Origin of the sequence: Guyparkeria sp. SB14A (assembly GCF_005096345.1) — a bacterium.
Taxonomy (GTDB): domain Bacteria; phylum Pseudomonadota; class Gammaproteobacteria; order Halothiobacillales; family Halothiobacillaceae; genus Guyparkeria; species Guyparkeria hydrothermalis.
Genome location: NZ_SWAW01000007.1, coordinates 1 through 25,791, shown reverse-complemented (window position 1 = coordinate 25,791; position 25,791 = coordinate 1). Strand labels below are relative to the sequence as shown.

The window sequence follows — 25,791 nt, the reverse complement described above, 5'->3', positions numbered from 1 at the left end:
CACATGCGGACAGAAAGGAAAGTCGACGCGATCGTATTCGACTGGCTCCGTGAGGGGCTGGAGGAGCGGCTCGCCGAGCTCTTGAGGGCGCTGGACCAGCTTTCCGAGGGCGAGAACGTCACCGAGCATGTCTTCGACGCCACCCAGGCGCTGCAAACCATTGACCGCGTTTTTTCCATGGTGGACATCCAGCTGGCGCGGGTGCTGGTGCGCACCCAGATGGCCGCCCTGGAGCCGCTCGAGGACAACGCTGACGAGTCGGACGACGGCGACCGGACCGCCATTTCCGCGCAGATCGAGTCCGCCGCATTGCTTCAGGCGCTGCTCGACCGCATGGCCGCCGGTGCCGAGATCACGCCGGCCAGCCTGCTGCCGATGGTCAACCGCCTGCGCAGCACCCTCCAGCAACCCCCGCTCGACGCGCGCGAAATGGCCGCGCGTGCCTTCCTGTTGCAGGCCGAACACGAGCTCGGCAAGCGTCCGCACCGCGAGAAGGGCGTCGACGAGGAGGCCGAGCTCCGGCCGCTGCTGCGGCGCATGGAGCGGGAAGTGCTCGCGGTCATGCGCGACGACTGGTCGGTGCTGCCGGGTCTGCGCGAGCTGTCGATGGAGATCATCGCGCACGAACCCAGCCGCAGTGCCATCATCGCCATTCGCGTGGTGGGTGAGCTGCTCCGCCTGACCGAATCCGATCCGGACCGCTACGCGCCGGTACTCAAACGTGCCGTGGGGCGCGTCCTGCAGCTGTTCCGCCTGCAATTGCAGGGGCGCAGCGAGTCGGTGATCAACCACGCCGGCCTGGACCTGGGCGCCTCGGTGCTGCTCTCGCTCCTGGAACGCGTCGACGATGACGAGATCATCTGTCGGGATCCGGCCGCCGAGTGGCGCGCCCAACTTGACGCCGCCGATCGGCCGGCCCGTTTCGTCGGCCTGGATGCCGAGGCCCTCGAGGCCGTTCGGCAGGCGCTGGAAGAGGAACTGCTTGCCACCCAGGACGTGCTCGACCTGTTCGTGCGGGGCAAGCGCGATGACCTCGAGCCGCTGGGACGGATCCTGAGCAAGTTCGAGCAGATGAGTGGCGTGCTCCACACCCTCGGCTATTCGGCGGCCGCCGCCTCGCTCGAGGCCGGTCGGGAGCGCCTGCAGGCTGTCACCCGCGGCGCCGAGTTGCTCGACGACGACATGCTGATGGACCTGGCCGGCACCGTGATGCTCGTCGAGCAGGTCATCGACGGCATCCCGCGCAGCATGGCTGATGGCGATCGTGCCGAGGCGTTGCACGACCAGACGGTGGCCAGCTCGATCGGCGCGATTGCCAGTGCGGCGTTCGAATCGCTGAGTGAATCGCGCGAGAAGATCAATGCCGGCCTCGCCGGGCAGGGCGACGGGGAGGCCCCCGCCAACGACCCGTTCGCGCAGGCGGCCGACAAGCTCACCGGCATCGGCGAGGTGCTTCGCCTCTCCGGCCGCGATGCGGCCACACCGCTGGTCATGGCACTGGCTCGCTGGAGCCGCGCGCAGACCTTCGGTGAGCCCGTCGGCGATGAACACACCCTGTCGGCCCTGAGCGAGATCTTCGCGGCACTGGAGTTCTATCTCGAGAACCTACGCGACTTCGGCAAGGAAATCGCGCGTTTCCTCGAGGCGCCCAAGCGCCGTATCGACGGTCTCGTCGCTGGGATTGACGAGTCGACCGAGGCCGTCAGCACGGACGAGGCGGACGCGAGCGATGAGGCCCCGCCGGAAGAGTCGGCGTCGGCCGCGACTGCCCCGACGGTTTCGGACGAGGAGAGCGCCCCCGAGCCGGTCGACGAGAGCCTCGCCACGCCAGACGAGTTGATCGAGTTCTGGCAGGTCGAAGAGGACGAGTTGGCCACGGATGTTCCCGAAACGGCGGATGCCGCCGGCAGCGAGACCGTCGAGCCGATCGAGGCCGAGGGTGCCGACGAATCAAGTGGTGAGGAACTGGAGTCGGCGCTGGACTTCGCCCTCGACGAGGGCGAGGAGGAGCAGCGGGCGGCGCCATCCGAGGCGGAGGACCTGCCCGACCTGCCGGAAACCGTCGAACAGGCGCCGGTCACGACCGACGCCCCGGCGGATCTCGAGAACCTGAGCCTGCCGGAAGACGAGGTCTCGACTTCGGAGACAGACGAGGCACAAACGTCCGCGTCGGATGCCGAGGCATCGGCCGACATGGACGAGGAGCAGGCGCTGGCATTGCCCGACGACGAGGTCGTGACGTCTGATGTCGAGCAGCCTGACGAGTCGCCGCTCGACCGTGACGAGGATCTGGAGTCCCTGGGCGAAGCGGACGGCTCGGATGAGCGGCTGGACGAGGATGAGGAGAAAGCCAGCCCATCGTCGACCGAGACAGACGCCGTGGCGTTCGCCGAGGCCGAGGAAGAGGGCGCGACGGAGCTCGAGTCGGCGCTGGACTTTGGTCTGGCCGAGGACCAGGACGAGTTGCGTGACGAGGGCGCGCCGGCGGACGAGGCGGGTCCCATGGTCGACCTGCCGGATCAGCCGGTAACGGCACCCGAGGAAACGGGCGTGTCCTTGGCCGAGGCGGGCGACACGCTCCCCGAGACCGAGACCGAGACGCCAATCACGTTCGAGGAAACCGACGGCAATGACGACGAACGCCACGCTGTCGACGAACCGGAGACGCTGAGCTTCGACGAGGCGGAAGCCGAATCCTCGTCGGAACTCGAGGCGGCGCTCGATTTCGGTCTTGCCGACGACCAGGACGAATTACGCGCCGACATGGCCGCGGCCGATGACGAGGCGGGGGTCGACCTGCCCGACGAGGTCGTCGAGGCCCCTGAGGTGCCCCAACAGACCGGTGCCGAATCCCCGGCGGGTGAATCCGAGGTCACGACCCAATCCGAGACGGCCGCCGAGTCGGACGACGACCCGATGATGGCGGAGATGCGCGAGGTCTTCGCCGAGGAAATGGCCGAGACGGTGCCCGAGATGGCCGAGGCCGCCAAGACCTGGCTCGCCGCCCGGGACGCCGAGGCACTGGTGAGCCTGCGTCGCGGTTTTCACACCATCAAGGGCAGTGGCCGGATGGTGGGGTTGGACAGCATCGGTGCCTGGGCCTGGGGCTGGGAAAACCTGCTCAACCAGGTGATCGACGGCAAGCGTGACGACACCGATGCCACGCGCCAGGGGGCGGCCAACGCGGTCGCCCTGATGCAAGCGGCCCTGCCCGACCTCGAAGCGGGGCAAGCCACGCCCGAGTCGCACTGGTCCGATTCCCTGCGCCTGGCAGAACGCCTTGAAGCGGGCGAATCCGTCGAGACGCCCGCCCCATCCGTTGAGGTCGGTGCCGAGTTGGCGGTCGAGTCGGGCGCGACCGAATCGACAGATGCCGTCGAGGTTGAAACCGACGAGGCAGCAACCGAACTGGTCGAGGCCGAGTCGCCCGCCCCGGTGATCGAGGACCCGGTGCTGCGCGAGATCTTCGACCAGGAGATCGGTGGCTACATCGACGAGTTGCATCGGGAGATCGAGGCCGCGCGCGACCATGGCGTCGGCCTGGCCTGCGACAACGACCTGGTGCGTCTGCTGCACACCACACTTGGCTCGGCGCGTACCGCCGGTGTCGACATCATTGCCGCCCTGGCCCGCTATCTCGAAGACTGGACGCGGGTGCTCGCCGAGCATCAGGAGCGCCTTGGGGGCGACGACCTCGCCCTGTTCGCCGAGGGGGCCGACGCGATCGAGGCGCTGCGCCGCTGGGCGGTCGACCCCAGCCTCGAGCAACCCGACACCACGGATCTCGAGCAGCGCCTGGATGCCCAGCTCCAGCAGGTGCTGGCCGACTACGGCGAGGTCACCGAAAGCGCCGAGGCACGCGATTCCCGTCAGGCGGAAGCGACCGAATCGATGCCGGATGCCGATCAGGCCCGCGACGAAGATGACGAGGTTGCGGCGCCGGACGGGACGGAGGCGGCCGACGACACGGCCGAGGCCCAGGACGCCGAGCGCGCGTCGGGCGACGCCCTGGACGTGAGCGCGGACGATCGGGACGCTGATGCCACCGACGCCGACGAGGCGGCGGATGACTCCGAGCCGGACGACGGGGCACCCGAGACGGCCGCCGAGTCCGAGGAAGATGACGAAGGCGAGGACTACGCCGACATCGAGCATCGCCCCGACGATGATCCGGCCGAGCAGGACGAGGACATCCTGCAGATCTTCCTCGACGAGGCGGACGAGCTGCTCGAGCAGGCCGACGCCTACCTGGCGCACTGGCGGGTGCACCCGCACGACCTCGAATCGATCCGGCTGCTGCATCGCAACCTGCACACCCTCAAGGGCGGTGCGCGCATGGCCGGGCTGCTCAACCTGGGCGATGTCGCGCATCACCTCGAGGGTCGCCTTGACCTGGCACGTCGCGACGAATCAACCGACAACGAGCCCCTGGTTGCCCTGGTCCAGCACAGTTACGACGTGATCGCCGGGCTGCTCGACCGCGTGCGCAACCAGCAGCCGATTCCCCAGCAACGCGAACTGATTGGCTGGATCCGCGACCCGGATGGCGCGCGCCGCTTCGCCGAGCGTAGCCAGGGTAGCGAGCCGGTCCGCCGGGACGAATCGGCCGAATCGCCGGCGCCGGCCGAGGCGGTTGCCGAGGCACCCGCCGACACGCCGAGCACGCCGCCTGCCTCCGCGCCGGCCGAGGCGGTTCGGGCCCGGCTCAGGAGGGCGGGGCCGAGCGGCGCGACGAGCAGGTGCGCGTTGCCGCCGGCAGCATCGATGCGCTGGTTAACCAGATCGGCGAGTCGGTGCTGCTGCAATCTCGCATCGACCGTCAGGTCAACGGCTTCGAGCGCCAGCTGTTCGAGCTCCAGCAGACCGTCACCCGCCTGCGCAGTCAGTTGCGTCGGCTCGAGATCGAGACCGAGACGCAGATCAAGGCCGACTTGATGGAAGAGGCCGGGATCAGCGAGGAGCAGTTTGATCCGCTGGAATTCGACCGCTTCACCCAGGTTCAGGAACTCTCGCGCGGCATCATGGAATCGCTGGGCGACGTGGCCAACATCGAGGAGAGCCTGAGCTCGCTCACCGAACAATCGCAGCTCCTGCTGCTGCAGCAGTCGCGCCTGGGTCGGAAGATGCAGGACGGCGTGCTCGCGATGCGCCTGGTGCGATTCAACGACGTTGCCGGTCGCCTGCGCCGCATCGTGCGCCAGGTGGGCGACGAGATGGGGCGCCAGGCCGAGCTGGTGATCGAGAACGGCGATGCCGAGGTCGACCGGGTCACCCTGATGGCCATGCTGCCGTCGCTCGAGCATATGCTGCGCAATTCCATTGCCCACGGCATCGAGTCGCCCGAGGAGCGTCGCGCCAACCACAAGCCGCCCGTGGGCCAGCTGCTGCTCAATATCGACAGTGGCGGCGGCAACATCACGGTGAGCCTGCGGGACGACGGGCGCGGGCTCGATCTGGATGCCATTCGTCGCAAGGCGATCGAACGCAGCCTGATCCCGGCCGATATCGACGTCAGCGACGAAGAGGCCCGCTCGCTGATCTTCCTGCCGGGCTTTTCCACCGCCGGCAATGTCTCCCAGGTCGCCGGTCGCGGGGTGGGGATGGACGTGGTCGCGAGCGCCACGCGAGAACTCGGCGGTTTCGTCGACGTCGACTCCGAACAGGGCCGTTACACCGAGATCCGCCTCAACCTGCCGCTGACCCAGGCGATGACCCGCGGCATCCTGATCGCCAGCGGCGACGACCGCTACGCGATCCCCTACAAGGGCGTGGTGGCCGTCACGCGCATGACCGGCGTGGCGCTCGCCGAGCACTACCGCGAGGAGAAACCGCAGATCGAGTACGAGGGGGAGCATTACCCGCTCTACTACCTCGGCGAACTCCTCTGGGGGCAGCCGCCGGCCGAGACGGCACAGGACGTCGCGGCCATCCGGCCGATCATGCTCTTCAAGCTGGGCGAGCGGCGTTTCGCCCTGCACGTGGATCATCAGCTCGGCGGCATCCAGTTGTTCGTCAAGTCGCTGGGCCCGCAGCTGGGCCGGATTCCCGGGCTTTCCGGGGCCACGATTGCCGACGACGGTGACGTGATCCTGGTCCTCGAGCTGTTCGAGCTGGTCCAGCAATTCCAGCGTCGCGACTACCAGCGCCGTCTGGGCGCGCAGGCCGCCGTCAAGCCGGTGCGAGCCCGCCCGGCCGTGCTGGTCGTCGACGACTCGCTCACCGTGCGCAAGGTCACGGCGCGCACACTGGAGCGCAACAACTACGATGTCGTGCTGGCCCGTGATGGTGTCGAGGCCCTCGGCCTGCTGCAGGACAGTCTGCCGGACCTGGTGCTCACCGATATCGAGATGCCGCGCATGGACGGCTTCGAGCTGCTCGGCGCGATCCGCAACGACCGCGCGGCGGCCGACACGCCGGTGATCATGATTTCCTCGCGTACCGGCCAGAAGCACCGGTCCCGCGCCGAGGCGCTCGGCGTGTCCGCCTATCTCGGCAAGCCGTACACGGAGCTCGACCTGATCGACACCATCGAGCGCCTGCTGCCGGCACGCCCGGTCGCGGGTGAGGAGGTCACGAGCGAGGCGGAGCCGGGAAATCCGGAAGCGGGTGACGCGCATGCCGACTGAAGGACAGCAAGCAGCCATGGCACAGCAAGAAGAACGGCCCATCGACGAGACGGCAATCCGTGCCGTCCGTCTGCCCACGCAGTTGATCGATCTCGAACTGCTGGTGCCCTACTCGTTGATCGCCGAGATCACCGACGTCTCCCTGCCTGAAGGCAGCATCCGACTCGGACGCAGCGAGGCGACCATGGTCAACTGGCGAGGCCAGCGCGTGCCGCTGGTCAGCCTGGAGGCGATGAACGGCGAATCCCTGCCCACCATTGGGCGGCGGGTGCGCTGTGCGGTGCTGTACGGCACGGACCCCGAACGGGCCCTGCCGTACTACGCGTTGCTGCTGTCCGGCGTGCCGCGCTCGGAGCAGGTCGAGCGTCGCCAGATCGAGTCAGCCGGTCCGCAGGACAACCCCCTCTGGCGCGAAGTGGTGCGGATTGGCGGACGTCTTACCGCGATTCCCGATATCCGGGTTCTCGAGGAACGCATCGATCAGATGCGGCTCGGTCAGGAGGAGGCCGCGGAGGAGCCGCCCGGCGACTAATCCCGCCTTGCCCGTGATCGCCGCAACGAGAAAACCCGGCACGCTAGCGTGCCGGGTTTTTGCTTCTCCGGACGCAGTGGGTCATGGGCTTAGCCGTGGCGGCGCACCCGAGCTCCCTCGCGGAGGGTATTGATCAGCGCCATGCCCGCCAGCGCGATGGCGCTGTAGGTGGCGGCGCTGGTCAGGTAGCCGCCCAGGTAGGGCAACGTGCGCGTGGCGTACTCGACGGCTGCCATTTCACCGAACTGGCCGGAGAAGGCGTAGAACGTGACGTTGGACAGGCCAAAGGCCACCGCGCTGCCGACGATGATCCCCCCGGCTATCCACGCCAGTTGGGCGGGGAGGGTCGCCACCGTCGTCGCTCGCTTGCCGACCAGGCGCCCCACGCCCCAGAGGGCGGCATAGGCGGCCAGTACGCCCGGGTAGGCGGGAGAGAAGCAGCTGGCCATCGCCGCACCATCCAGCCATACGCTGCCCAGGTCGATCACGACGGCCAGTGCCAGCAATCCACCCAGCACGCGCACCTGCCGGAACCACAACCCCGCCAGGAAGAAGACCGCCCAGGAGGTGTCCGCCAGGTGCAGCGCCGAGCTGAAGTGGTGGTAGCGCGTGGCGAGCATCGAGACGGCCATGACGGCAAGTGCCGCGATGGCGACGAGCCGGCTGGCCGGGAAGAGTCGTTCGTCGATGGGATGGGGCATGGTCGGATGACGTCCTGAAAGGCCGGGGAAGGCGCTATGTTACCGGCCGTAGCGCAGGCTCACAAACACGCCGCGCGGCGCCTGATGAAAGCCGTCGACGATTTGGTAGTCCCGGTCGAACACGTTATCGACGCGGGCCTCGATGCGCCAGTCAGGCGCCAGACGGTAGCTGCCGCGCAGGTCGGCCACCACGTAGCCCCGGTTGTCGCTTTCCGAACCACTGCGCCCGCGCAGGGTGGTGCCGATCGAAAAGGCGCCCAGCTGGCGATCGACGGCCAGGCGACCGCTCCAACGGGGTTGCTTCGGCAACGGCTCGCCCGTGGTCTCGTTCTCGGTCGACAGGTAGGTGAGGCTCGTGTGAGCGGACCAGGTTTGGTTGGTCCAGCGAGCAACGAGCTCCGCGCCGCGAATGGTCGCCTCGCTGACGTTCTCCGGCACGTAGCTAGGCGGCGGGCTCGAGATCAGATCGTCTGCCGATGAGTGGAAGGCCGTCGTTTCGATGAGCCACGGCCCCTGGCTCCAGGCGATGCCGACGCGCGAGGTGCGCGTGCGCTCCGGTTCGAGATCGGGGTTTGCCGTCGCGAAACAAAGGCCGGGTGCGAGGCAGTAGGGCGGGTAATAGAGCAGGTTGAAGGACGGCGTGTTGAACGAGGTGCCGTGCCCCGCGCTCACTGACCAGGCATCGTCGAGTCGATAGGCAAGGTCCAGCGATCCGGTGTTGGCGGTGCCGAATTGCTCGTTGAAATCACGGCGCAGCGCGCCCTGGACATCCAGGCGTTCGCCAAGGCGCGTGTTGAGCTGAGCAAACAGCCCCTGGTTGCGCCGGGCTTCCTCGACGTAGTCGGTCGTGCTCGATAGCTTGTCGACTGTCTGGTCCGCCCCGAGTGTCAGGGTGGTGGATGACCCGAGAAAGAAGTCGTTTGCCAGTGAGAGCGTGTCGCGTTGCGTGTCGAAACGCGAGTCAAATTGCCGATCGCGGAAATAGTCCTGGTCGTCGATATGCCGACCGGCCCGGGTGCGCAACTGCCAGAAGCCGATCCGGCCGGTGGAGGCCGACAGGCCGATGGTGCGTTGCTCGATTTCGCTATTGTTGGTCGGGCCGTCGTATTCGACCTCGGCGGAGGCGGCCAATACATGGGCACGCACATGCCCCCCTTCGCCGAACCGGTACCCGGCCTGCAGTTGCAGCGAATCGCGTTGGTAGCCGTCGTCGTCCGGCTCGTCCGCGTAACAGGGCGGGGTATATGGGCCGCCGTTCTCGCAGGCATCGAAGCCATCGGTTTCGCGGTGGGCCACGCCCAGCGCATAGTCGAACGCGCCCTGGCGACCACCGATATGGGCGTCGGCCTCGCGTTGACCGCGGGAGCCGGCGCCGATGCCACCGGACAGATGAGTCCCGTCCGCGGTGCCCTCGCGGGTGAAGATCTGGATCACCCCGCCGCCGGCATCCGCGCCCCATTGCCCGGAGCGCGGGCCTCGCACGATCTCGATCCGCTCGATCTGTTCCAACGGGATGTGCTCGAGATACGACTGACCGGCGGATACCGAGCCGATGCGTACGCCGTCGAGAAAAACCGCCGTCCGGTTGGCACTCTGCCCCCAGATCGACACGCTCGACAGCTTGCCGGGGCCGCCTTCGTTGCTGACGATCAGGCCGGCGCGTCCAGCCAGCAGGTCCTGCAACGAACGGGACTGACTGCGCTCGATCTCCTCGCGCGTGATCACGGTCTCGGGCATCGCGGGGGCAATCGCCGGGGCCTCGCGGGCGGCGGTGATGTTGATCGGTCCCAGCCGGTCATCGGCCTGTGACGGGACGAGGGTAAAAAGACAGGTCAGGCCGGTAAGCCCGGCGGTGAGCGACGACAGTCGCCCGGCGGAAAAGTGCGTCATGGATGCGGTTTCACGTGACCGACCAGCCCACCGCGGGTCGGGAATGCCGATCAGAGGCCGGTCTCCGGGCTCGTGGTCGAGGGGATCTCCCCGGCCGGCATCGCCTTCCCGGCCCGGTGGTTTCCCTTGGGCCAGTGGCTACGTGATGCCGACGTCACCACCTACCGTTGCGGGGGCAGCGCAGGCATTGGACCTGCTTCCCTGTTTCAGTGCCCGCAATGCGTGATCGGGGCACCACCTCTGACGTCGGGGCGCATTGTTTGCAATTGCTCGCGTAAAGGCAAGGGCATCTCATGAGCTATTTTCATGGACGAGATGAATCGGATTGCCCTGTGCCCCGGGTCGGGCAAGTCGATCGAGTCGGCTACAATGAACGCAGCATTCCGGCGCGAATTTTCACCCAGACCAAGGTCAGTCATGCCCTCGAACGCCCCGCCCATCATTCAGGCGATCCGTCCCCTGGCCGAAACCCGCCTGTTTCGCGTGGAGGGCGTGGATCTGCGCTTCGCCAATGGCACCGAGGTGCAGTTCGAGCGTCTCAAGGGCAGCAGCAATGGCGCGGTGATCGTCGCCGCACTGACGGCCGACGAGGAGTTCGTTCTTATCCGCGAGTACGCCTGCGGCACCGAGCGTTACGAGCTCGGCCTGCCCAAGGGGCGGATCGATGCGGGCGAGACGGCGGTGGAAGCCGCCAATCGTGAACTCAGGGAGGAGGCCGGCTTCGCGGCCCGCCGTCTGACCCGGCTCAACGAAATGACCATGGCGCCCACCTATTCCGGTCAGCGCACGCAACTGGTGCTGGCCGAATCCCTCTATCCGGACCGCTTGCCGGGGGACGAGCCCGAGCCGCTCGAGGTGAGTTTCCTGCCGATGGCCGAGCTCGACGAGTTCGCCGCCTCGGGCGACTGCTCCGAGGCCCGCTCGCTGGCCGCCATGTTCCTGGTGCGGGCGTACCGCCAGCAACGTCAAAGGGAAGGAGCCGCGTGAACGAGATGGATAGGCAACAACCGGTCGGCGTCGACCAGGCCCTGCTCGACGAGGTGCGTGCGATCGCGGAGGCCGCCGGCCACGCCATCATGCGGGTCTACCAGCAGGATTTCTCGGTCGAGCGCAAGGCGGACGCCTCGCCGGTCACCGAGGCCGACCTGGTGGCCAATCAGCTGATCGCCGAGCGCCTGGCCGGCCTGGGCGATGGCTGGCCGATCATCACGGAAGAGGGGCGCGCCCCGGCGTGGCGCGAGCGGCGAGAATGGTCGCGCTACTGGCTGGTCGACCCGCTCGACGGTACCCGCGAATTCGTCAAGCGCAACGGCGAATTCTCCGTCAACATCGCCCTGATCGACGCCGGTGTCCCCGTGCTGGGCGTGGTGCTCGCCCCGGCCGTGGGGCTCGAGTACGCGGCGATCCGCGGTCAGGGCGCCTGGCGCTACCACGACGCGCCCGGCCCCATCCAGGTGCGCACGCCTGCCGATCCGCCCACCCTGGCACTGTCGCGGTCGCATGCCAGCCGGCGGGAAATGCACCTGATCGAGACGTTCTCGCGCCCGGGTGCCGAGGCGAGCGTGCTGCGTTGCGGCAGTTCGTTGAAGACCTGCCTGGTCGCCGAAGGCAAGGCGGATCTCTACCCGCGTCTGGGACCGACCTCGGAATGGGACACGGCCGCGTCGCAGTGCGTGTTGGAGGCCGCCGGCGGCAAGCTGACCGATCTCTCCGGTCGTCCGCTGCGCTACAACACCCGCGAGTCGCTGCTCAACCCGATGTTCGTGGCCCACAACGGCTTGCCGCTGGATTTCGACCGGCTGCACGAGATCGCCGCGCTCTGAGTGCCCGCCACGCGGACGGCCGGACCCTCGCCGTTATCCCGTGCCGAGGTTATTCGGGCTTGGGCTGGCCCGCCCGGATGCCGGCCTTGAGGTTGTCCCAGTGGGCCCAGTTCTCGGCCGTGGGCGGCATCTGCAGATGAAAGCCCAGCTTTTCGATGTGGTCGCGCACGGTGGCGGTGTCGGTACGCGCGAGCTCGCGGTCCTCCGAGAGATCCAGCGCCATCACGAACTCGAGTTCACCCAGGCGCTCGCGCACCATTCGATCGAGTTCGTCCATGTCCTGCCCCTCGCGGACGAACAGGTACATGTCGGGGTTCTTGCGACTCTTGAAGATATGCGCCTGCATGACGGATCTGGCCTGCCCTAGTGAATGGGCGTGGGATTGTCGCAGATTCCGCCGGGCTTGTCGGTCAGCGCAGGCCGGGGAACCCACCGGGGTAGCGTCCCGAGTAACCCGGCTCCTTGATCGGGCGGCCGTCGCTGGAATAGGGATCGCGTGGTGGGCGATCGTCATGGGGTGGCCGATGAGGGGGCGGCGGCCGGTGGTGCGGGAAGGGGTAGCCGCTGTCGTACCAGAACGAGAAACCGTCGTCGTCCAGGCGCATGCCACCGTGGGCGGGATCGCGGTAGCGGTCGTAGGGCAGCAGATGCTTACCCTGCGGGTAATAGGGGATGTAACGGGGTTCGTCGCGCCACGGGGCGACCACGACCACCTCGGGGTTGGACAGGCGGCGCTCGAGTGCGCGCCGGTCGGCCTCTTCGCGCGCCTTGCGCTCGGCCTCCTGGCGTTGGTCGTATTCCTCGGCAATCCGCTTGATGCCCTCGCGGGCCGCCTCGCCGCCACTGCCCGGCGGCGGGGCGGTGATGGTCTGCACCTCCATCTGGCCGTCCATTCCGCCGGTGGCCGAGCCGGTGCAGGGCTGGTCGGAGTAGACGATCCGCCCATCCGAGTGGATGCACTTGTAGACCGTCTCGCCTTCCTGCCCGACGCTCGCGACACTTGCCACGAGGGCAGCGAAGGCGCCGAATGTGACGGCCAGCCGTCGTTTGTGCCTCGTCTCGCGCATTCTCGCCACTCCCGGCTAACTCCACACCAGTCTTTATAGACCAGTCGCCGCGCGGCCGGTTTCGCGTTTCACTGCGCCTGCAGTGCGGTTTCCACGTCCTTGGCCTTGGGCGCGCCCTTGCCCGCCAGTTCCTGGGCAAAGACCGCCAAGCGGTGACCCTCGAGCAGGTCGAGCAGCGCCTCGCGCCGCTGCCAGTCGACCAGGCCCGGGGTGCCCTTGATCAGCCGGGTTCTCACCTGCTCGGCCAGCGGCGCGAACGGCACGCGCAGCATCCGGTCGCGCTCGGGCTGGCGCTCGGTCTTCTCCAGGCGCTTTTCGGCGCCCTCGAGATAACGCGGCAGGGCGGCAAGCCGCTCGCTGCTCGCCAGCCAGATCAGGCCGGGGTGGACCAGCAGGTCGATCTGGTCGCCGATCTCCTTGGCCGCCTCGATCACCGACAGCGGCAGCCGCCCGCCCAGCTGGCGACGCAGGCGGTGCTGCTGCTCGAGGATCGTGCGTATCTGCTGGGCCAGTGCCATCGCCCGTTGCGGCAGCTCGCCATCCAGTCGGGCCAGGCGCTGGCGGAAGGTGTCCGGGTCGCGCACTGGCAGCTCGCCGACGACCGCCAGTTCCCAGGCCGCGCGGAAGAGCAGTTCCTGGTCGAAGGCGCGATCGGCCCGCCGGGGTGGCTGCATGCCCTCGATCGGGATCGGCCGCGGCGACTTCAGCCGGCTGTAGTGCAGGCGCACGGTATCGAGCGTGCGATCACCGCGCAGGTCGGACTCGGCCTGGCGGACCATCTGGGCGCGATTCAGCAGCATCAGCCGGACCACGCCGGCCTCGTGCACCAGCCGCGCGCGCTCGGGGTGGTCGATCAGCTCGATCGCGACGTGATCGCCGCGATCCACCAACGCCGGGTGGGCCTCCACCTGCGCCCCGGCGCTCTCGATGGTGAGGGTCTCCGGCAGCTCGTCGAAATCCCATTCGGTCGCCTGGTGATCCTCGAGGCGATGCTTGCTGCGCTGGTTGAACGCCTCCTGCGCGCGTTGCGCCTGCCGGCCGCGCAGGGCATTGAGGTCGCGGTCGGCGTCGACCGGCTCGCCGTCCTCGTCGACGGCCACGAAGCGCATGCGCAGGTGCTCGGGCAGCTTCTGCTCGTCGAGCAGCGCGGGGTCGACCTCGTGGCCGGTCATGCGGCGCAGCTCGTCGGCCACGGCCTGCGCAAGCGAGATGTCGGTATCGGTGATGCGTTCCTCGACCGCCTCGGCAAAGCTCGGGGCCGGCACGAAATGGCGACGTTCGGCTTTGGGCAGCGCCCGGATCATCGCCTCGATCTTCTCGCGCCGCAGGCCCGGCACCAGGTGCGTGGTCGGCGGGATGTCGATGCGGTTGAGCAGGCCGAGCGGCACGTGCAGGCTCACGCCGTCGTCCGGCTCGCCGGGGACGAAGTGATACGAGAGCTTGAGGCGATAGCGGCCCGCCTGCCAGTGATCGGGCAGCTCGGACAGGCGGCGGTCGTCGGGCTCGGTGGCCAGCAGATCGTCGCGGGTCAGTTCCAGTTGTGCGGCCGCGGCGCGGTCGTCCTTGATCCAGTGATTGAGCTTGCGGGCGTCGGTGACCTCGGCCGGGATGCGGGCCTGGTAGAAGTCGTAGAGCGCCTGGTCGTCGACCAGGAAGGCCGGGCGGCGCAGCTTGGCCTCGAGCGTGCGGATCTCCTCGATCAGTGCCTGGTTGTGTTGCCAGAACGGTTGCGCGGATTCGAAATCCCCCTCCACCAGCGCCCGGCGGATGAAGACGTCGCGCGCGGCGACCGGGTCGATCGCGCCGAAGTCGACGCGTCGCTTGGTGACGATCGGCAGGCCGAACAGGCGCACGGTCTCGAAGGCCGTCACCCGGCCGGATTTGGCATCCCAGGTGGGTTCGTTGTGCTCGCGGGTGATCAGGTGGCTCGCCATCGGTTCGAGCCAGCGCGGGTTGATCGGCGCGTTCATGCGGGCGAACACCCGCGAGGTCTCGACGATCTCGGCGGCCATCATCCACTTGGGTTGCGCCTTGACGGTCACCGAGCCGGGGAACAGGTAGAAGCGGCGGTTGTGCGCGCCGAGGTACACCGTCGGCGCGCGGCGTTTCTTGCCACGGTGATCGCCGGCGGCCTGCTGGTAGCTCTTCGGGGGAGCCGGGTCACGCATCCCGACGTGATCGAGCAGCCCGGCGAGCGCCGCCTGGTGCAGCTGCTCGATGCGCCCGGCCAGCGCGCCGGGAATCTTCTGCTTCTCGCCCTCCTCGGGCTTGTCGGGCATCACGATCGGCTCGAACTCCGGCAGGCGGATGCGGAACATCTCGTCGACCGAGCCGCGTAGCTGGCCGACCAGATCGTGCCACTCGGTCAGGCGGTTGGCGTTGAGGTAGCGCAGAGAAGCCCACTGGCGTGCCTGGCGGCGGCTCTTGTGGCGGCGCACCTCGTGCCAGGCCGACCAGAGCGCCAGGGCACTGGCGAAGTCCGAATCGGCCAGGGCGAATTCGCGGTGGGCGGCATCGGCCGCGCCCCGCGCCTCGGACGGGCGCTCGCGCGGGTCCTGGATGGCGAGGAAGGCGGCGACCACCAGCATGTCCTCGGTGGCCCGGTCGCCGTGCTCGCGGGCCGCCACGATCATCCGGCCCAGGGTCGGGTCGATCGGCAGGCGCGACAGGCGGCGACCGATGTCGGTCAGTCGGCCCTGCTCGTCGAGCGCGCGCAGCTCGAACAGGTGCTTGCGCGCCGAGGCCAGCTGGCGGGGCTCCGGCGGTTCGATGAACGGAAACTCCTCGGCCCGGCCCAGCTTCAACGAATCGAGCTGCAACAGCACCGAGGCGAGGTTGCTCCGCAGGATCTCGGGATCGGTGAAGGCCGGGCGCGACTCGAAGTCCTCTTCCTCGAACAGGCGGATGCACACGCCCGGGGCGATCCGGCCGCAGCGCCCGGCGCGCTGGTTGGCCGAGGCCTGCGAGATCGGTTCGATGCCAAGCTTCTGCAGGCGTGCCCGCGGGTGGTAGCGGCTGATGCGCGCCACCCCCGAGTCGATCACGTAGTGGATGCCCGGCACGGTCAGCGAGGTCTCGGCGACGTTGGTCGACAGCACGATGCGTCGTCCGGCGTGCGGGGCGAACACCCGCTGCTGGTCGGCGGCCGACAGGCGCGCGTACAAGGGCAGGATCTCGGTGTTCCTGAGACCGTGACGCGAGAGCTGACGCTCGGTCTCGCGGATCTCGCGTTCGCCGGGCAGGAACACCAGGATGTCGCCGGGGCCCTCGTGGACCAGCTCGTCGACCGCGTGCATCACGCCGCGGGCAATGGTGGAACCCAGCTCCTCGTCGCGGTCGGCCTCGGGCGGGCGGTAGCGCACCTCCACGGGGTAGCCGCGCCCGCTCACCGAGATGATCGGCGGGCGGCCGTTTTCCCCGTCGGCAAAATGCTCGGCGAAGCGCTCGGGATCGATGGTCGCCGAGGTGATGATCAGTCGGAAGTCCGGCCGGCGCGCGAGCAGGCGCTTCATCACGCCCAGCAGGAAGTCGATGTTGAGGCTGCGCTCGTGGGCCTCGTCGATGATGAGCGCGTCGTAGCGCAGCAGGTCGCGGTCGTGCTGCAACTCGGCGAGCAGGAGGCCGTCGGTCATCACCGCGACGCGCGAGTCCGGTCGCGTCTGGTCGGAGAAGCGCACCTTGTAGCCGACCGCCGTGCGCCCGTCGCCCCCGTGCGGCCCCTCGTCGAGCTCCTCGGCCAGCCGCCGGGCGACGTTGCGCGCCGCGATCCGCCGTGGCTGGGTGTGGCCGATCAGCCCGCGGCGGCCGTAGCCCAGTTCGAGCAGCATCTTGGGGATCTGGGTGGTCTTGCCCGAGCCGGTCTCGCCGGCAATGATGGTGACCGGGTGAGACTGGATGGCCGCCAGGATCGCCTCGCGCGCCCCGGAGACCGGCAGACTCTCGGGGTAGGCGATGTCGATCGCGAGCGCCTCGCGCGCGGCGACCTCGTCGGCGGCGGCCGTCACGCGATCGAGCAGGCGGTGCAGGGCGGCCTCGTCGGGCGTGCCCTCCTCCAGCCGGCGCAGCTGCCGGTCGATCTGTGGCAGATGACGCAGGGCCAGGTGATCGCGATTGGCGTTGATATACGCGAGAATGCTCGCCGGATCGGCGCTGTCGACGGGATGACTCATCCGACCCATTGTACGAGATGCCGTGGGTTGGATTGTCACGTCCCGTATCGCCACGTCTCGTGCGGTCACCAAAAGCCGCTTGATGGCCGGGCCGCACACGCACTCACGCAGAGGTTGCTCCATGCCGGAAAACGTCAGCTTCTTCGCCGCCCTGGCCGTCGGGTTTTTCGGCGGCGTGCACTGCGTCGGCATGTGTGGCGGGATCGTGGGGGCGCTGACCTTCGGCCTGCCCGCCGAGACGCGCGAGCGGGCCTCGCGGCTGTTTCCTTACCTGCTCGCCTACAACCTCGCCCGGATCACCTCCTACACGGTGGCCGGGGCGATTGCCGGGACGGTCGGACTGCTGGGACTGTCGCTGGTGCCGATGCAGCAGGCGCAGCTGGTGCTGCTGGCGATTGCCGGGCTGTTCATGGTGATGATGGGGCTGTACGTCGGCGGCTGGTGGTTCGGGTTGACGCGGATCGAGCGGTTCGGCTCGCGCCTGTGGCGCTACATCGAGCCGGTCGGCCGGCGATTGATGCCGGTGAGATCGCCCGGTCAGGCCTTCGGGCTGGGGCTGGTCTGGGGGTGGCTGCCCTGCGGGCTGGTTTACAGCGTGCTGATCTGGGCGCTGTCGGCGGGCGGACCGTTACAGGGGGCGCTGCTCATGCTCGGGTTCGGATTGGGGACCTTGCCGAACCTGCTGGCGATGGGGGCGTTCGCCGGGCAGTTGTCGGCATTCGTGCGTCGGCCATGGGTGCGTCGGGTCGCCGGCGGCATGGTGGTCGCCTTTGGTGTCTACCAGCTGATGCTCGCCGGGGCGCGTCTCGCCGGCTGAACAACGCGGCTCGTCAGCCGGTCACGGCAAAGCTCGTGAGGCCCTCGACCGGTTCCTCGCGTACCGCGAGGTCGGTCACCCGCGCGTGCCTGGGGCCGTCGCGCAGCCTCTCCAGCATGGTCGATATCACGTCCGCGTCGCCTTCCAGGACCGCTTCGACCCGGCCGTCGTCGAGATTGCGCACCCAGCCGGCCACGCCCAGCGCCTCGGCCTGCTGGCGGGTGAAGTCGCGGAAGAACACGCCCTGCACGCGTCCACTCACGTGCACGTGTCGTCGGATGGTGTCTGTCATGGTCGCCTCCCTCGGATCGGCATTCAGTCACGTCCCCGCGCGTCGGCTGAGCGCGGGGTGGCCGCCACCCGAGCCGCCTCGGGCACCTCCAGGTGGAGCAGGGTGCCCGCGCCGGTGCCTTCGCGCACGATGGTCAATGATCGGGCCTCCCGGTCGAAGGCAATGCCCTCCCACTGGTCGATGCGCGGCAGCGAGCGCGAGGCGACCGGGCGGCGAATCGCCTCGGCCCAACGCTCGCCCACGTCGCGGCGGAAGAAGTACAGCGAGGAGTAGGTCAGTACGGCCAGCAGGCGGTTGTCGGACGAGAGGGTCATCCCGGTGGGCAGGCTGGTCTGGCGGCCGGTCAATGGCGAGAGCAGCCAGTTGATCGGATCGGTGGGCACCAGACCACCCATCGGGCCGATCAGGCGGGCCTCGTGCACCGTGGCGCGCTCGAGTCGCTGGCGCGGGCTGCCCTCCTCGGCGAACGGCTGACGGGCCGCCAGCGGCAGGGAAAACAGCCGCGGCGGGTCCTCTCGCTTGGTGAGCAACAGGATCTGGCCGCCCCGGCGGTCGACCACCATGGCCTCGGTGTCCGCCGAGCCGTCGGGGTAGCGAAAGCGCAGCAGGTGACTGGGCGTGGTGCGTTGCTCCTGTGCCGAGGGCGGCAGCTCGGCCGGCTCGTCGACGAACCACAGCACGTAATCGGGCCAGCTGTCGCGGTTGTCGCCGGTGTCGGCGACGACCAGGCTGCTCGAGTCGTCGAGACGGATGCTCTCGATCGCCTCCCAGTCGCGCTGTACCAGTCCCTCGAGTTCCAGGCTCAGGCGTTGACGCCCCTCGGGGTCGATGCCGTGCACCCGCGGGGTGACGCGCTCGCTGGAGCCGGGGTCGTTGATGTTGTCGTTGTGCGTCCAGAGCAGGCGCTCGTGCTGGACGGACAGCGTCAGGCCGGATGCCTCGTCGATGCCCGCCGGCAATTCGTGCTCGGTCGCCACGGTGGGCGCCGCCAACGGGGTGCCGGCCGCAGCCAGCAGGAGCAGCAGTCCGAATCGCCAGTGATGTGCGGGGCGTGCGATGGGGGCCATGGTCAGCGTCGGGGTGAGCAGACATGGGAACGCCCCGGACCACCCGGGCAGGCCGGGGGAGCGGGGCGCAAGCAGATCCGTTTTACCGGGACGGTTTCCCGAATCGGTTTTTCTGAGATCCTCGATGTAGCTCGAGGTTCCCGCGCCGCGGCTTGACCGCGCCGTGGGCGGGTGGTCAGGCGGGGCCGTCTCCGGACTTGCCCTGGCCGGCGCCGCGCGTGTTCATGCCGATCAGCTTGTAGACCGGGCAGAAGTTGATCACGCCGGTGGCCAGCGGAATGATGCCGATATAGCCCCACCAGCCGATCACGTCGAACAGCGCCAGGGCGATCAGCGCGACGCCGACCACGATGCGCAACCACTTGTCGATCATTCCCACGTTGGCGGTCATCTCTGCATCCTCCGGTTGAACGGGTTAACGGGGTATCGAGTACCGTCCCGCGAGTGTAGTCACTGCGGCGGGAATTTCCCGTGTTCGACGCGATGCAGCGCGATGCGCTTTTCGAAGAAGATGCTGAAGTCGGCGTAGTCCCAGCGCGTGATCGGCGGCGTGGGATGCTCGCCGGTGGCGGGTACGGGGGCGTGGCGACGCTCCGGCTCGCCGAAACGCGCGATGACCTGCTCCTGGGTCAGGCCGTGGACCGAGGCCGACTCGCCGTCGCTCTGGGCGAGGGTCGGGCCGGCGGCCAGGATGCCGGCGATCGCCAGCAGGGCGACGGCCAGCGGCCGGGCGAGTTGCGTCAGCGGGGTCATGGTCGGCTCCTTGTCTTGCATTGATGACTCGTTCCCTGAATGATCTGCTGTCGCGCCGAGTGGCTCGGAGGGCCCCAGGCCTGCCGGGCGTGGCTCCGGCGGCCCGCGCGGTGCGATTGCCGCTAGTCTGCGCCAGGCCGCCGTTGGCTGCAAGCGGGATGACCGGCGGCGCGGGTTAGACTCTGGTTCCGGCACCTGGGCACCAATCGGCGGTTTCGTGGTCGAAATGGCCCGTGGCCGGGATGGCCGTGCCGGGCCGATCACGGTCGGCCGTTTGACGTATATCCACCCACAGCACATCAGGGGTCTGCATGCGGCAGACATTCGAATGGATGATCGGGCTGCGCTACACGCGCGCCAAACGACGCAATCGCTTCGTGTCGTTCATCTCGGCCACCTCGATCATCGGCATCACCCTCGGCGTGACCGCCCTGATCGTGGTGATCTCGGTGATGAACGGCTTTCAGGACGAGCTGCGCGAGCGCATCCTCGGCATGACCGCGCACGTCACCGTCAGCGAGCGTGGCGAGGCGCTGGGTGACTGGCCGTCAGTCGCCGAGAGAATCGAGCGCCATCCGTCGGTACAGGCGGTCGCGCCCTACGTGCAGGCGGAGGGCATGCTCTCGGCCGCCTCGGAGGTCTCCGGGGCGATCATCCGCGGCATCGACCCGGCACGCGAGGCCCCGGTCACCGACATCGGCGCGCACATCAAGGAAGGCGAGCTCGCCGCACTGGAGGCCGGCGAGTTCGGCATCGTGCTGGGCTCGGCGCTGGCCCGCTCGCTGGGCGTCGAGGTGGGCGACCGGCTGATGCTGATCAGCGCCGACGTCGCCGTCACGCCGGTCGGCGGCATGCTGCGCCAGCGGCGCTTTACCGTCGTGGGCCTGTTCGAGGTGGGCATGTACGAGTACGACCGCGGCACGGCCATGATCCACCTGGCCGACGCCCAGGCCCTGTTCCGCACCGGCGACGGCGTCTCCGGGCTGCGCCTGAAGCTCGACGACATATTCACTGCGCCGGCCGTGGCGCGGGACCTCAACCAGCAGCTGGGCTACCCGTACGTGGCGCAGGACTGGACCCAGTCGAACGCCAACTTCTTCCGCGCCATCCAGATCGAGCGCACGGTGATGTTCATCATCCTGTCGCTGATCGTGGCGGTGGCGGCGTTCAATATCGTCTCGACGCTGGTGATGCTGGTCACCGACAAGCAGGGCGACATCGCCATCCTGCGCACGCTCGGCGCCAGTCCCGGGTCGATCATGATGATCTTCATCATCACCGGCGTGGTGATCGGCCTGATCGGCACGCTGGTGGGCGTGGGCGTGGGCGTGCTCATCGCCGAGAACATCGACGTGATCGTGCCCTGGATCGAGAACCTCGCCGGCACCCAGTTCATGCCCGCGGACGTCTACTACATCAGCGAGGTGCCCTCGCGACTCGACTGGGGCGACGTGGGCCTGATCGGCCTGATGGCCTTCGCGCTTTCGTTCCTCGCCACGCTCTACCCGGCATGGCGGGCCTCCCGTGTACAACCGGCCCAAGCGCTGCGCTACGAATGACCGAGACGCTGAGATATGAGTGAGTCGAACCGCACGCCGCGCCCGGTCCTCGAGGCGACCGGGCTGACCCGCACCTTTCGCGAGGGCAGCCTCAACGTCGAGGTGCTGCGCGGCATCGATCTGGCCATCCATGCCGGCGAGCGGGTCGCGATCGTCGGCGCCTCGGGGGCGGGTAAGTCGAGCCTGCTCTCGTTGCTGGCCGGCCTCGACCAGCCCACCGGCGGCGAGGTCTGGCTTGCCGGCCAGCGTTTCTCGGCGCTGGGCGAACGTCGTCGAGGCCTGTTGCGCAACCGTCACCTGGGCTTCGTCTATCAGGCCCATCACCTGTTGCCGGAGTTCTCGGCACTGACCAACGTCGCCATGCCGTTGATCATCCGCCGCGAACCGCGCGAGGCGGCCGAATCGAAGGCGCGCGCCCTGCTCGAGCGCGTCGGGCTGGGGCACCGGCTCGACCATCGACCCGGCGAGCTCTCGGGCGGCGAGCGCCAGCGCGTCGCCATCGCCCGGGCGCTGGTCACCCGCCCGGAGGTGGTGCTGGCCGACGAGCCCACCGGCAACCTGGATACCCGCAGCACCGAGGCGGTGTTCGAGGCGATGCTCGAGCTCAACCGGGCCATGGGCAGCGCCATCGTCCTGGTTACCCACGATCTGGAGCTCGCCGCGCGGATGGACCGCACCCTGCATATCGCCGACGGCCTGATCACCGACCCCTGCTAATCCTCCCTCGATAAGGAAACGCGCTTCAGGGTTTCCATAACGGCACCCCGCCGGCTGCGCTCGGTTTGGCAAAACATATTGCGACCCGGCCATCACGGTCTACGCTTTTTGGCACTGCGCGAGACGCCCCGGCATCCGGGGCGTCGTCGACTCTGCAAGCCAACTCGCAATACCGTGGGAGAACCGCCGTGGCAACACTCACCATCAACGGGCGACCCGTGACCCTCGAGGTCGCCGATGACATGCCCCTGCTGTGGGCCATTCGTGACTACGTCGGCCTGACCGGCACCAAGTTCGGCTGTGGTGCCGGGCTGTGCGGTGCCTGCACAGTCCACGTCGATGGCGAGGCGACCCGCTCCTGCATCACCCCGGTGGCCTCGGCCGACGGCAAGGAGATCACCACCATCGAGGGACTTTCCTCGGCCGGCGATCACCCGGTGCAACTGGCCTGGGTGGCCGAGGATGCCCCGCAGTGCGGCTACTGCCAGTCCGGCCAGATCATGCAGGCCGCGGCCCTGCTGGCCGACAACCCCGATCCCTCCGACGAGGACATCGACCGGGCGATGAAGGGCAATCTCTGCCGTTGCGGCACCTACAACCAGATCCGTGCGGCGATCAAGCACGCCGCGGCGGCAAAGATGGCCGGCCGTGACGGCGAGGAGGTGTCGGCATGACTACCCGCAGACAGTTTCTGAAGGTTTCCGCCGCGGTCGGTGGCGGGTTGCTGGTCGGTTTCCGCCTCGGTGCGCCCGAGTCGGCCATGGCCGCCGACGGCGAGGGCGGCAACTCCGGCTCGGCCGGCGTGTTCGAGCCCAACGCCTGGATCGAGATGCACCCGGATGGCCGGACGATGCTGACCGTCTCGGGCTCCGAGATGGGTCAGGGGGCGATGACGGTGATCCCGATGATGATCGCCGAGGAACTCGACCTGCCCTGGGGCGAGTTCGACACGCGATTCGCCCCGGCCGACGAGGCCTACGCCAACCCGGCGCTGGGCAGCCAGGTCACCGGCGGCAGTGCCACCGTGCGCGGCTTTTACACCAAGCTGCGCGAGGTGGGTGCGGCCACCCGCGAGATGCTGATGCAGGCCGCGGCCAACCGCTGGGGCGTGCCGCTCTCCGAGTTGCGCACCGAGCCGGGCGTGGTGGTGCACACCGCCACCGGCCGCCAGGTCGAGTACAAGGACCTGGTCGCCGATGCCGCCCAGCTCGAGCCGCCCGAAGAGGTCTTCACCAAGGACCGCGAAGATTTCCGCATCATCGGCAAGCCGACCAAGCGCCTGGATACCCCGCAGAAGGTCAGTGGCCAGGCGGACTTCGGCATCGACGCCCGTCCCGACGGCCTGCTGCAGGCCAGCATCGAGCGCTGCCCGGTCTTCGGCGGCAAGCTGAAATCGGTGGACGCCGCCGAGGCGAAGAAGGCCAGCGGCGTCGAACAGGTGATCGAACTCGAGCATGGCGTCGCCGTGCTGGCGGGCGACTGGTGGAGTGCCGACCAGGCCCGGAAGAAGCTCTCGATCGAGTGGGACGAGGGCGAGCTGGCCGAGCTGGATGACGAGGCCATCGACAAGCAGTTCCAGGAGGGGGGCAAGGCCGATGCCCGGCCGGCGCGCACCGAGGGGCGCGGTGCCGACGCGCTCGGCAGCGACGAGAACACGCATTCGGCGACCTACCGCGTGCCGTATCTCGCCCACACCACCATGGAACCGATGAACGCGACCGCCTCGGTCACCGACGAGGGCGTGACCCTGTGGGTGCCGACCCAGGCGCCCGGCTCGGTGCAGAAGGTGGCCGCCGAGGTGGCCGGCGTCGACCCCGCCAAGGTCACGGTGCACACCACCTTCCTCGGCGGCGGTTTCGGCCGTCGTTTCGAGACCGACTTCGTCCGCGAGGCGGTCGAGCTCTCCAAGCGCGCCGGTCGTCCGGTCAAGGTGATCTACACGCGTCCCGACGACGTGCGTCACGACTTCTACCGCCCGGCCGCCTACAACGAGCTGTCCGCCACGCTCGACGACGACGGCCTGCCGGTGACCTGGGTGCATCGCATCGCCGGCCCGTCGATCTGGTCGCGCGTTGCGCCGGGCATGGTCAAGGACGGCATCGATCCGGCCGCCGTCGAAGGGGCCGCGGACCATCCCTACCGGATCGAGAACATCGCCGTGTCCTACGCCCAGGTCGATCCGGGCATTCCGGTCGGCTTCTGGCGCTCGGTGGGCCATTCGCAGAACGCCTGGATCGTCGAGTCGTTCCTCGACGAGCTCGCCCGGCGGGCCGAGATCGACCCGGTCGAGTACCGCCTGAAACTGCTCAAGGACGATTCCCGGCACGTCGGCGTGCTCAAGCGGGCCGCCGAGATGGCCGATTGGGGTGGCGAGGTGCCCGAGGGGCGCGCCCGCGGCGTGGCGTTGGCCAAGTCGTTCGGCAGTTACTGCGCCCAGGTCGCCGAGGTCTCGATCGAGGACGGCAAGCCCCGGGTGCACAAGGTCTGGTGCGCGCTGGATTGCGGCATCGCGGTCAACCCGGCCGGGGTCGAGCGCCAGGTGCATTCCTCGATCGCCTACGGCCTGACCGCGGCCCTGTCCGGCAAGATCACCATCAAGAACGGCCGGGTCCAGCAGCAGAACTTCAACGACTACCCGGCGGTGAGCATGGATCAGATGCCCGAGGTCGAGGTCGGCATCGTCGACTCCGGCCAGCCGCCGGGCGGCGTGGGCGAGCCGGGGCTGCCGCCGCTGGCACCGGCCGTGGTCAACGCGCTGGTGAGCCTGACCGGCAAGCCGATCCGTCGGCTGCCGATCGAGCTGGACGGGGAGGCGTGAACGCGTCCCCGGCCACCGATCGTCAGGCGGCCCTGAATCTGGCGGTCGAGGCCCTCGAGGCCGGCCACGAGGTGGCGCTGGTCACGGTGCTCGAGACCTACGGGTCGGCCCCGCGCCGGCCCGGTTCGCTCTGGGTGATCGTCGATCCGGCCGGCCCGAGCCCCGAGGGAATCCCTAGGCAGGCCGGCTCGGTCTCCGGCGGTTGCGTCGAGGACGAGCTGCTCGACTGGCTCGCGGGGCGCCCCGAGGCGTCCCGGCTCGGCGTGCCGATCGAGCGGCGTTTCGACGGCACGACCCACCCGGGCCTGCCCTGTGGCGGGACCCTGTCGTTGCTGGTCGAGTGGCCGCGCCGGGCGGCCGACCTGCGCCCGGCACTGGCCGCCGTGTCGCGTCGCGAGGCGGTCTGGCGCGAGGTCGACCTGACCAGCGGCGCGGTGACGTTTCATCCGGTCGAGGGCGTCGTGCCCGAATTCCCCGTGTGCCGTGGCGGCCGGCTCGCCGTGCCGTTCGGCCCGGCCTGGCGGTTGGCGATCATCGGCACCGGTCCGGTCGCCGAGGCGCTGGCCTGGCAGGGGCGGGCGCTTGGATTCGAGGTCGACGTCTGCGATCCGCGCCCCGAGATCGGCTGGCATGTCGCCGGCGTGCCGCTGCACCGCGAGGCCCCGGAGCGATTCTTCGCCACCCGCAGTCTGGATGGCCGCACGGCGGTGGTCGCGGTGGCCCACGACCCCCGGCTCGACGACCTGGCCCTGATCGACGCGCTCGAGTCGCCGGCGTTCTACGTCGCGGCGATGGGCGGGGCGGGCACCAGCCGGGCGCGCCGCGACCGGCTCGCCTCGCTGGGCGTGGACACGAGTCGGCTGCGTGCCCCGGCCGGTCTCGATATCGGCTCGCATACCCCGGCCGAGATCGCGGTCTCGATCGCCGCCGAGCTGGTCGCCGCACGCGACATCGAGCGTC

At 68.9% G+C, this 25,791-nt stretch carries 20 protein-coding genes and 1 riboswitch; of the genes, 11 read left to right on the top strand and 9 right to left on the bottom strand.

Annotation, left to right across the window (positions count from 1 at the left end):
* Positions 1-3 precede the first annotated feature (3 nt).
* Genes FAZ79_RS04525 through FAZ79_RS04515 form a run of 3 tightly spaced genes read left to right on the top strand, consistent with a single transcriptional unit; the run spans position 4 to position 7,158 of the window.
* Entirely contained in the window at positions 4-4,935 is a 4,932-nt protein-coding gene (locus tag FAZ79_RS04525; protein ID WP_136866795.1) for an Hpt domain-containing protein, read from the top strand.
* On the top strand, positions 4,935-6,626 hold the full coding sequence (locus FAZ79_RS11660; protein ID WP_348769781.1) for a response regulator: 1,692 nt from the start codon (positions 4,935-4,937) through the stop codon (positions 6,624-6,626). Before FAZ79_RS04525 ends, FAZ79_RS11660 begins: the two co-directional genes overlap by 1 nt.
* Positions 6,627-6,642: 16 nt before the next feature.
* Complete coding sequence (locus FAZ79_RS04515; protein WP_169303580.1) at positions 6,643-7,158, top strand: chemotaxis protein CheW; 516 nt, start codon at positions 6,643-6,645, stop codon at positions 7,156-7,158.
* Between the two features lie 89 nt (positions 7,159-7,247).
* On the opposite strand, the gene FAZ79_RS04510 is transcribed toward FAZ79_RS04515, so the two are convergent.
* Together FAZ79_RS04510 and FAZ79_RS04505 are read right to left on the bottom strand one after the other, a co-directional pair.
* Entirely contained in the window at positions 7,248-7,859 is a 612-nt protein-coding gene (locus tag FAZ79_RS04510) for a hypothetical protein (RefSeq protein WP_136866792.1), read from the bottom strand.
* A 39-nt stretch (positions 7,860-7,898) separates the two neighbouring features.
* On the bottom strand, positions 7,899-9,749 hold the full coding sequence (locus FAZ79_RS04505; protein ID WP_136866791.1) for a TonB-dependent receptor: 1,851 nt from the start codon (positions 9,747-9,749) through the stop codon (positions 7,899-7,901).
* Positions 9,750-9,786: 37 nt separating this feature from the next.
* Positions 9,787-10,006: riboswitch (cobalamin riboswitch) on the bottom strand.
* Between the two features lie 160 nt (positions 10,007-10,166).
* On the opposite strand from FAZ79_RS04505, the gene nudE reads away from it, so the two are divergent.
* Together nudE and cysQ are read left to right on the top strand one after the other, a co-directional pair.
* On the top strand, positions 10,167-10,736 hold the full coding sequence (nudE, locus tag FAZ79_RS04500) for an ADP compounds hydrolase NudE (protein ID WP_136866790.1): 570 nt from the start codon (positions 10,167-10,169) through the stop codon (positions 10,734-10,736).
* A 5-nt stretch (positions 10,737-10,741) separates the two neighbouring features.
* The gene (gene cysQ / locus FAZ79_RS04495; RefSeq protein ID WP_136866789.1) at positions 10,742-11,572 is read left to right on the top strand and encodes a 3'(2'),5'-bisphosphate nucleotidase CysQ; all 831 of its coding nucleotides are present in this window, start codon (positions 10,742-10,744) and stop codon (positions 11,570-11,572) included.
* 49 nt (positions 11,573-11,621) lie between these two features.
* On the opposite strand, the gene FAZ79_RS11435 is transcribed toward cysQ, so the two are convergent.
* The 3 genes from FAZ79_RS11435 to hrpA all read right to left on the bottom strand — a co-directional run bounded on the left by FAZ79_RS11435 (position 11,622) and on the right by hrpA (position 16,808).
* Positions 11,622-11,918 carry a YcgL domain-containing protein gene (locus FAZ79_RS11435; RefSeq protein ID WP_169303579.1) on the bottom strand — a complete coding sequence of 99 codons (297 nt, stop codon included), beginning with the start codon at positions 11,916-11,918 and terminating at the stop codon, positions 11,622-11,624.
* Positions 11,919-11,982: 64 nt separating this feature from the next.
* A complete protein-coding gene (locus FAZ79_RS04485; protein WP_136866787.1) occupies positions 11,983-12,639 on the bottom strand; it encodes a DUF4124 domain-containing protein in 657 nt (218 codons plus the stop codon).
* Between the two features lie 68 nt (positions 12,640-12,707).
* Entirely contained in the window at positions 12,708-16,808 is a 4,101-nt protein-coding gene (gene hrpA, locus FAZ79_RS04480) for an ATP-dependent RNA helicase HrpA (protein ID WP_169303578.1), read from the bottom strand.
* Between the two features lie 121 nt (positions 16,809-16,929).
* On the opposite strand from hrpA, the gene FAZ79_RS04475 reads away from it, so the two are divergent.
* On the top strand, positions 16,930-17,625 hold the full coding sequence (locus tag FAZ79_RS04475) for a sulfite exporter TauE/SafE family protein (RefSeq protein ID WP_136866785.1): 696 nt from the start codon (positions 16,930-16,932) through the stop codon (positions 17,623-17,625).
* A 13-nt stretch (positions 17,626-17,638) separates the two neighbouring features.
* Here FAZ79_RS04475 and FAZ79_RS04470 read toward each other — a convergent pair whose 3' ends face one another.
* The 4 genes from FAZ79_RS04470 to FAZ79_RS11655 all read right to left on the bottom strand — a co-directional run bounded on the left by FAZ79_RS04470 (position 17,639) and on the right by FAZ79_RS11655 (position 19,737).
* Positions 17,639-17,917 carry an acylphosphatase gene (locus FAZ79_RS04470; protein ID WP_136866784.1) on the bottom strand — a complete coding sequence of 93 codons (279 nt, stop codon included), beginning with the start codon at positions 17,915-17,917 and terminating at the stop codon, positions 17,639-17,641.
* A 23-nt stretch (positions 17,918-17,940) separates the two neighbouring features.
* Complete coding sequence (locus FAZ79_RS04465) at positions 17,941-18,984, bottom strand: hypothetical protein (RefSeq protein ID WP_136866783.1); 1,044 nt, start codon at positions 18,982-18,984, stop codon at positions 17,941-17,943.
* A 175-nt stretch (positions 18,985-19,159) separates the two neighbouring features.
* On the bottom strand, positions 19,160-19,375 hold the full coding sequence (locus FAZ79_RS04460; protein WP_136866782.1) for a DUF2892 domain-containing protein: 216 nt from the start codon (positions 19,373-19,375) through the stop codon (positions 19,160-19,162).
* 59 nt (positions 19,376-19,434) lie between these two features.
* On the bottom strand, positions 19,435-19,737 hold the full coding sequence (locus FAZ79_RS11655) for a hypothetical protein (RefSeq protein WP_247709492.1): 303 nt from the start codon (positions 19,735-19,737) through the stop codon (positions 19,435-19,437).
* Between the two features lie 311 nt (positions 19,738-20,048).
* Here FAZ79_RS11655 and FAZ79_RS04450 point away from each other — a divergent pair, with 311 nt between their 5' ends.
* From FAZ79_RS04450 to FAZ79_RS04430, 5 genes are all read left to right on the top strand, one after another.
* Positions 20,049-21,296: a lipoprotein-releasing ABC transporter permease subunit gene (locus tag FAZ79_RS04450; protein ID WP_136866781.1), complete on the top strand. Its 1,248-nt coding sequence runs from the start codon at positions 20,049-20,051 to the stop codon at positions 21,294-21,296.
* Between the two features lie 15 nt (positions 21,297-21,311).
* Positions 21,312-22,013: an ATP-binding cassette domain-containing protein gene (locus FAZ79_RS04445; protein WP_136866780.1), complete on the top strand. Its 702-nt coding sequence runs from the start codon at positions 21,312-21,314 to the stop codon at positions 22,011-22,013.
* 188 nt (positions 22,014-22,201) lie between these two features.
* Positions 22,202-22,687: a (2Fe-2S)-binding protein gene (locus FAZ79_RS04440; RefSeq protein ID WP_136866779.1), complete on the top strand. Its 486-nt coding sequence runs from the start codon at positions 22,202-22,204 to the stop codon at positions 22,685-22,687.
* Positions 22,684-24,831, top strand: coding sequence for a xanthine dehydrogenase family protein molybdopterin-binding subunit (locus tag FAZ79_RS04435; RefSeq protein ID WP_136866778.1), 2,148 nt, complete (start codon positions 22,684-22,686; stop codon positions 24,829-24,831). The genes FAZ79_RS04440 and FAZ79_RS04435 overlap by 4 nt, the downstream gene beginning before the upstream one ends.
* Positions 24,828-25,791, top strand: a 964-nt coding sequence (locus tag FAZ79_RS04430) for an XdhC family protein (RefSeq protein WP_136866777.1), incomplete at its 3' end; no start/stop codon positions are given. The genes FAZ79_RS04435 and FAZ79_RS04430, both read left to right, overlap by 4 nt.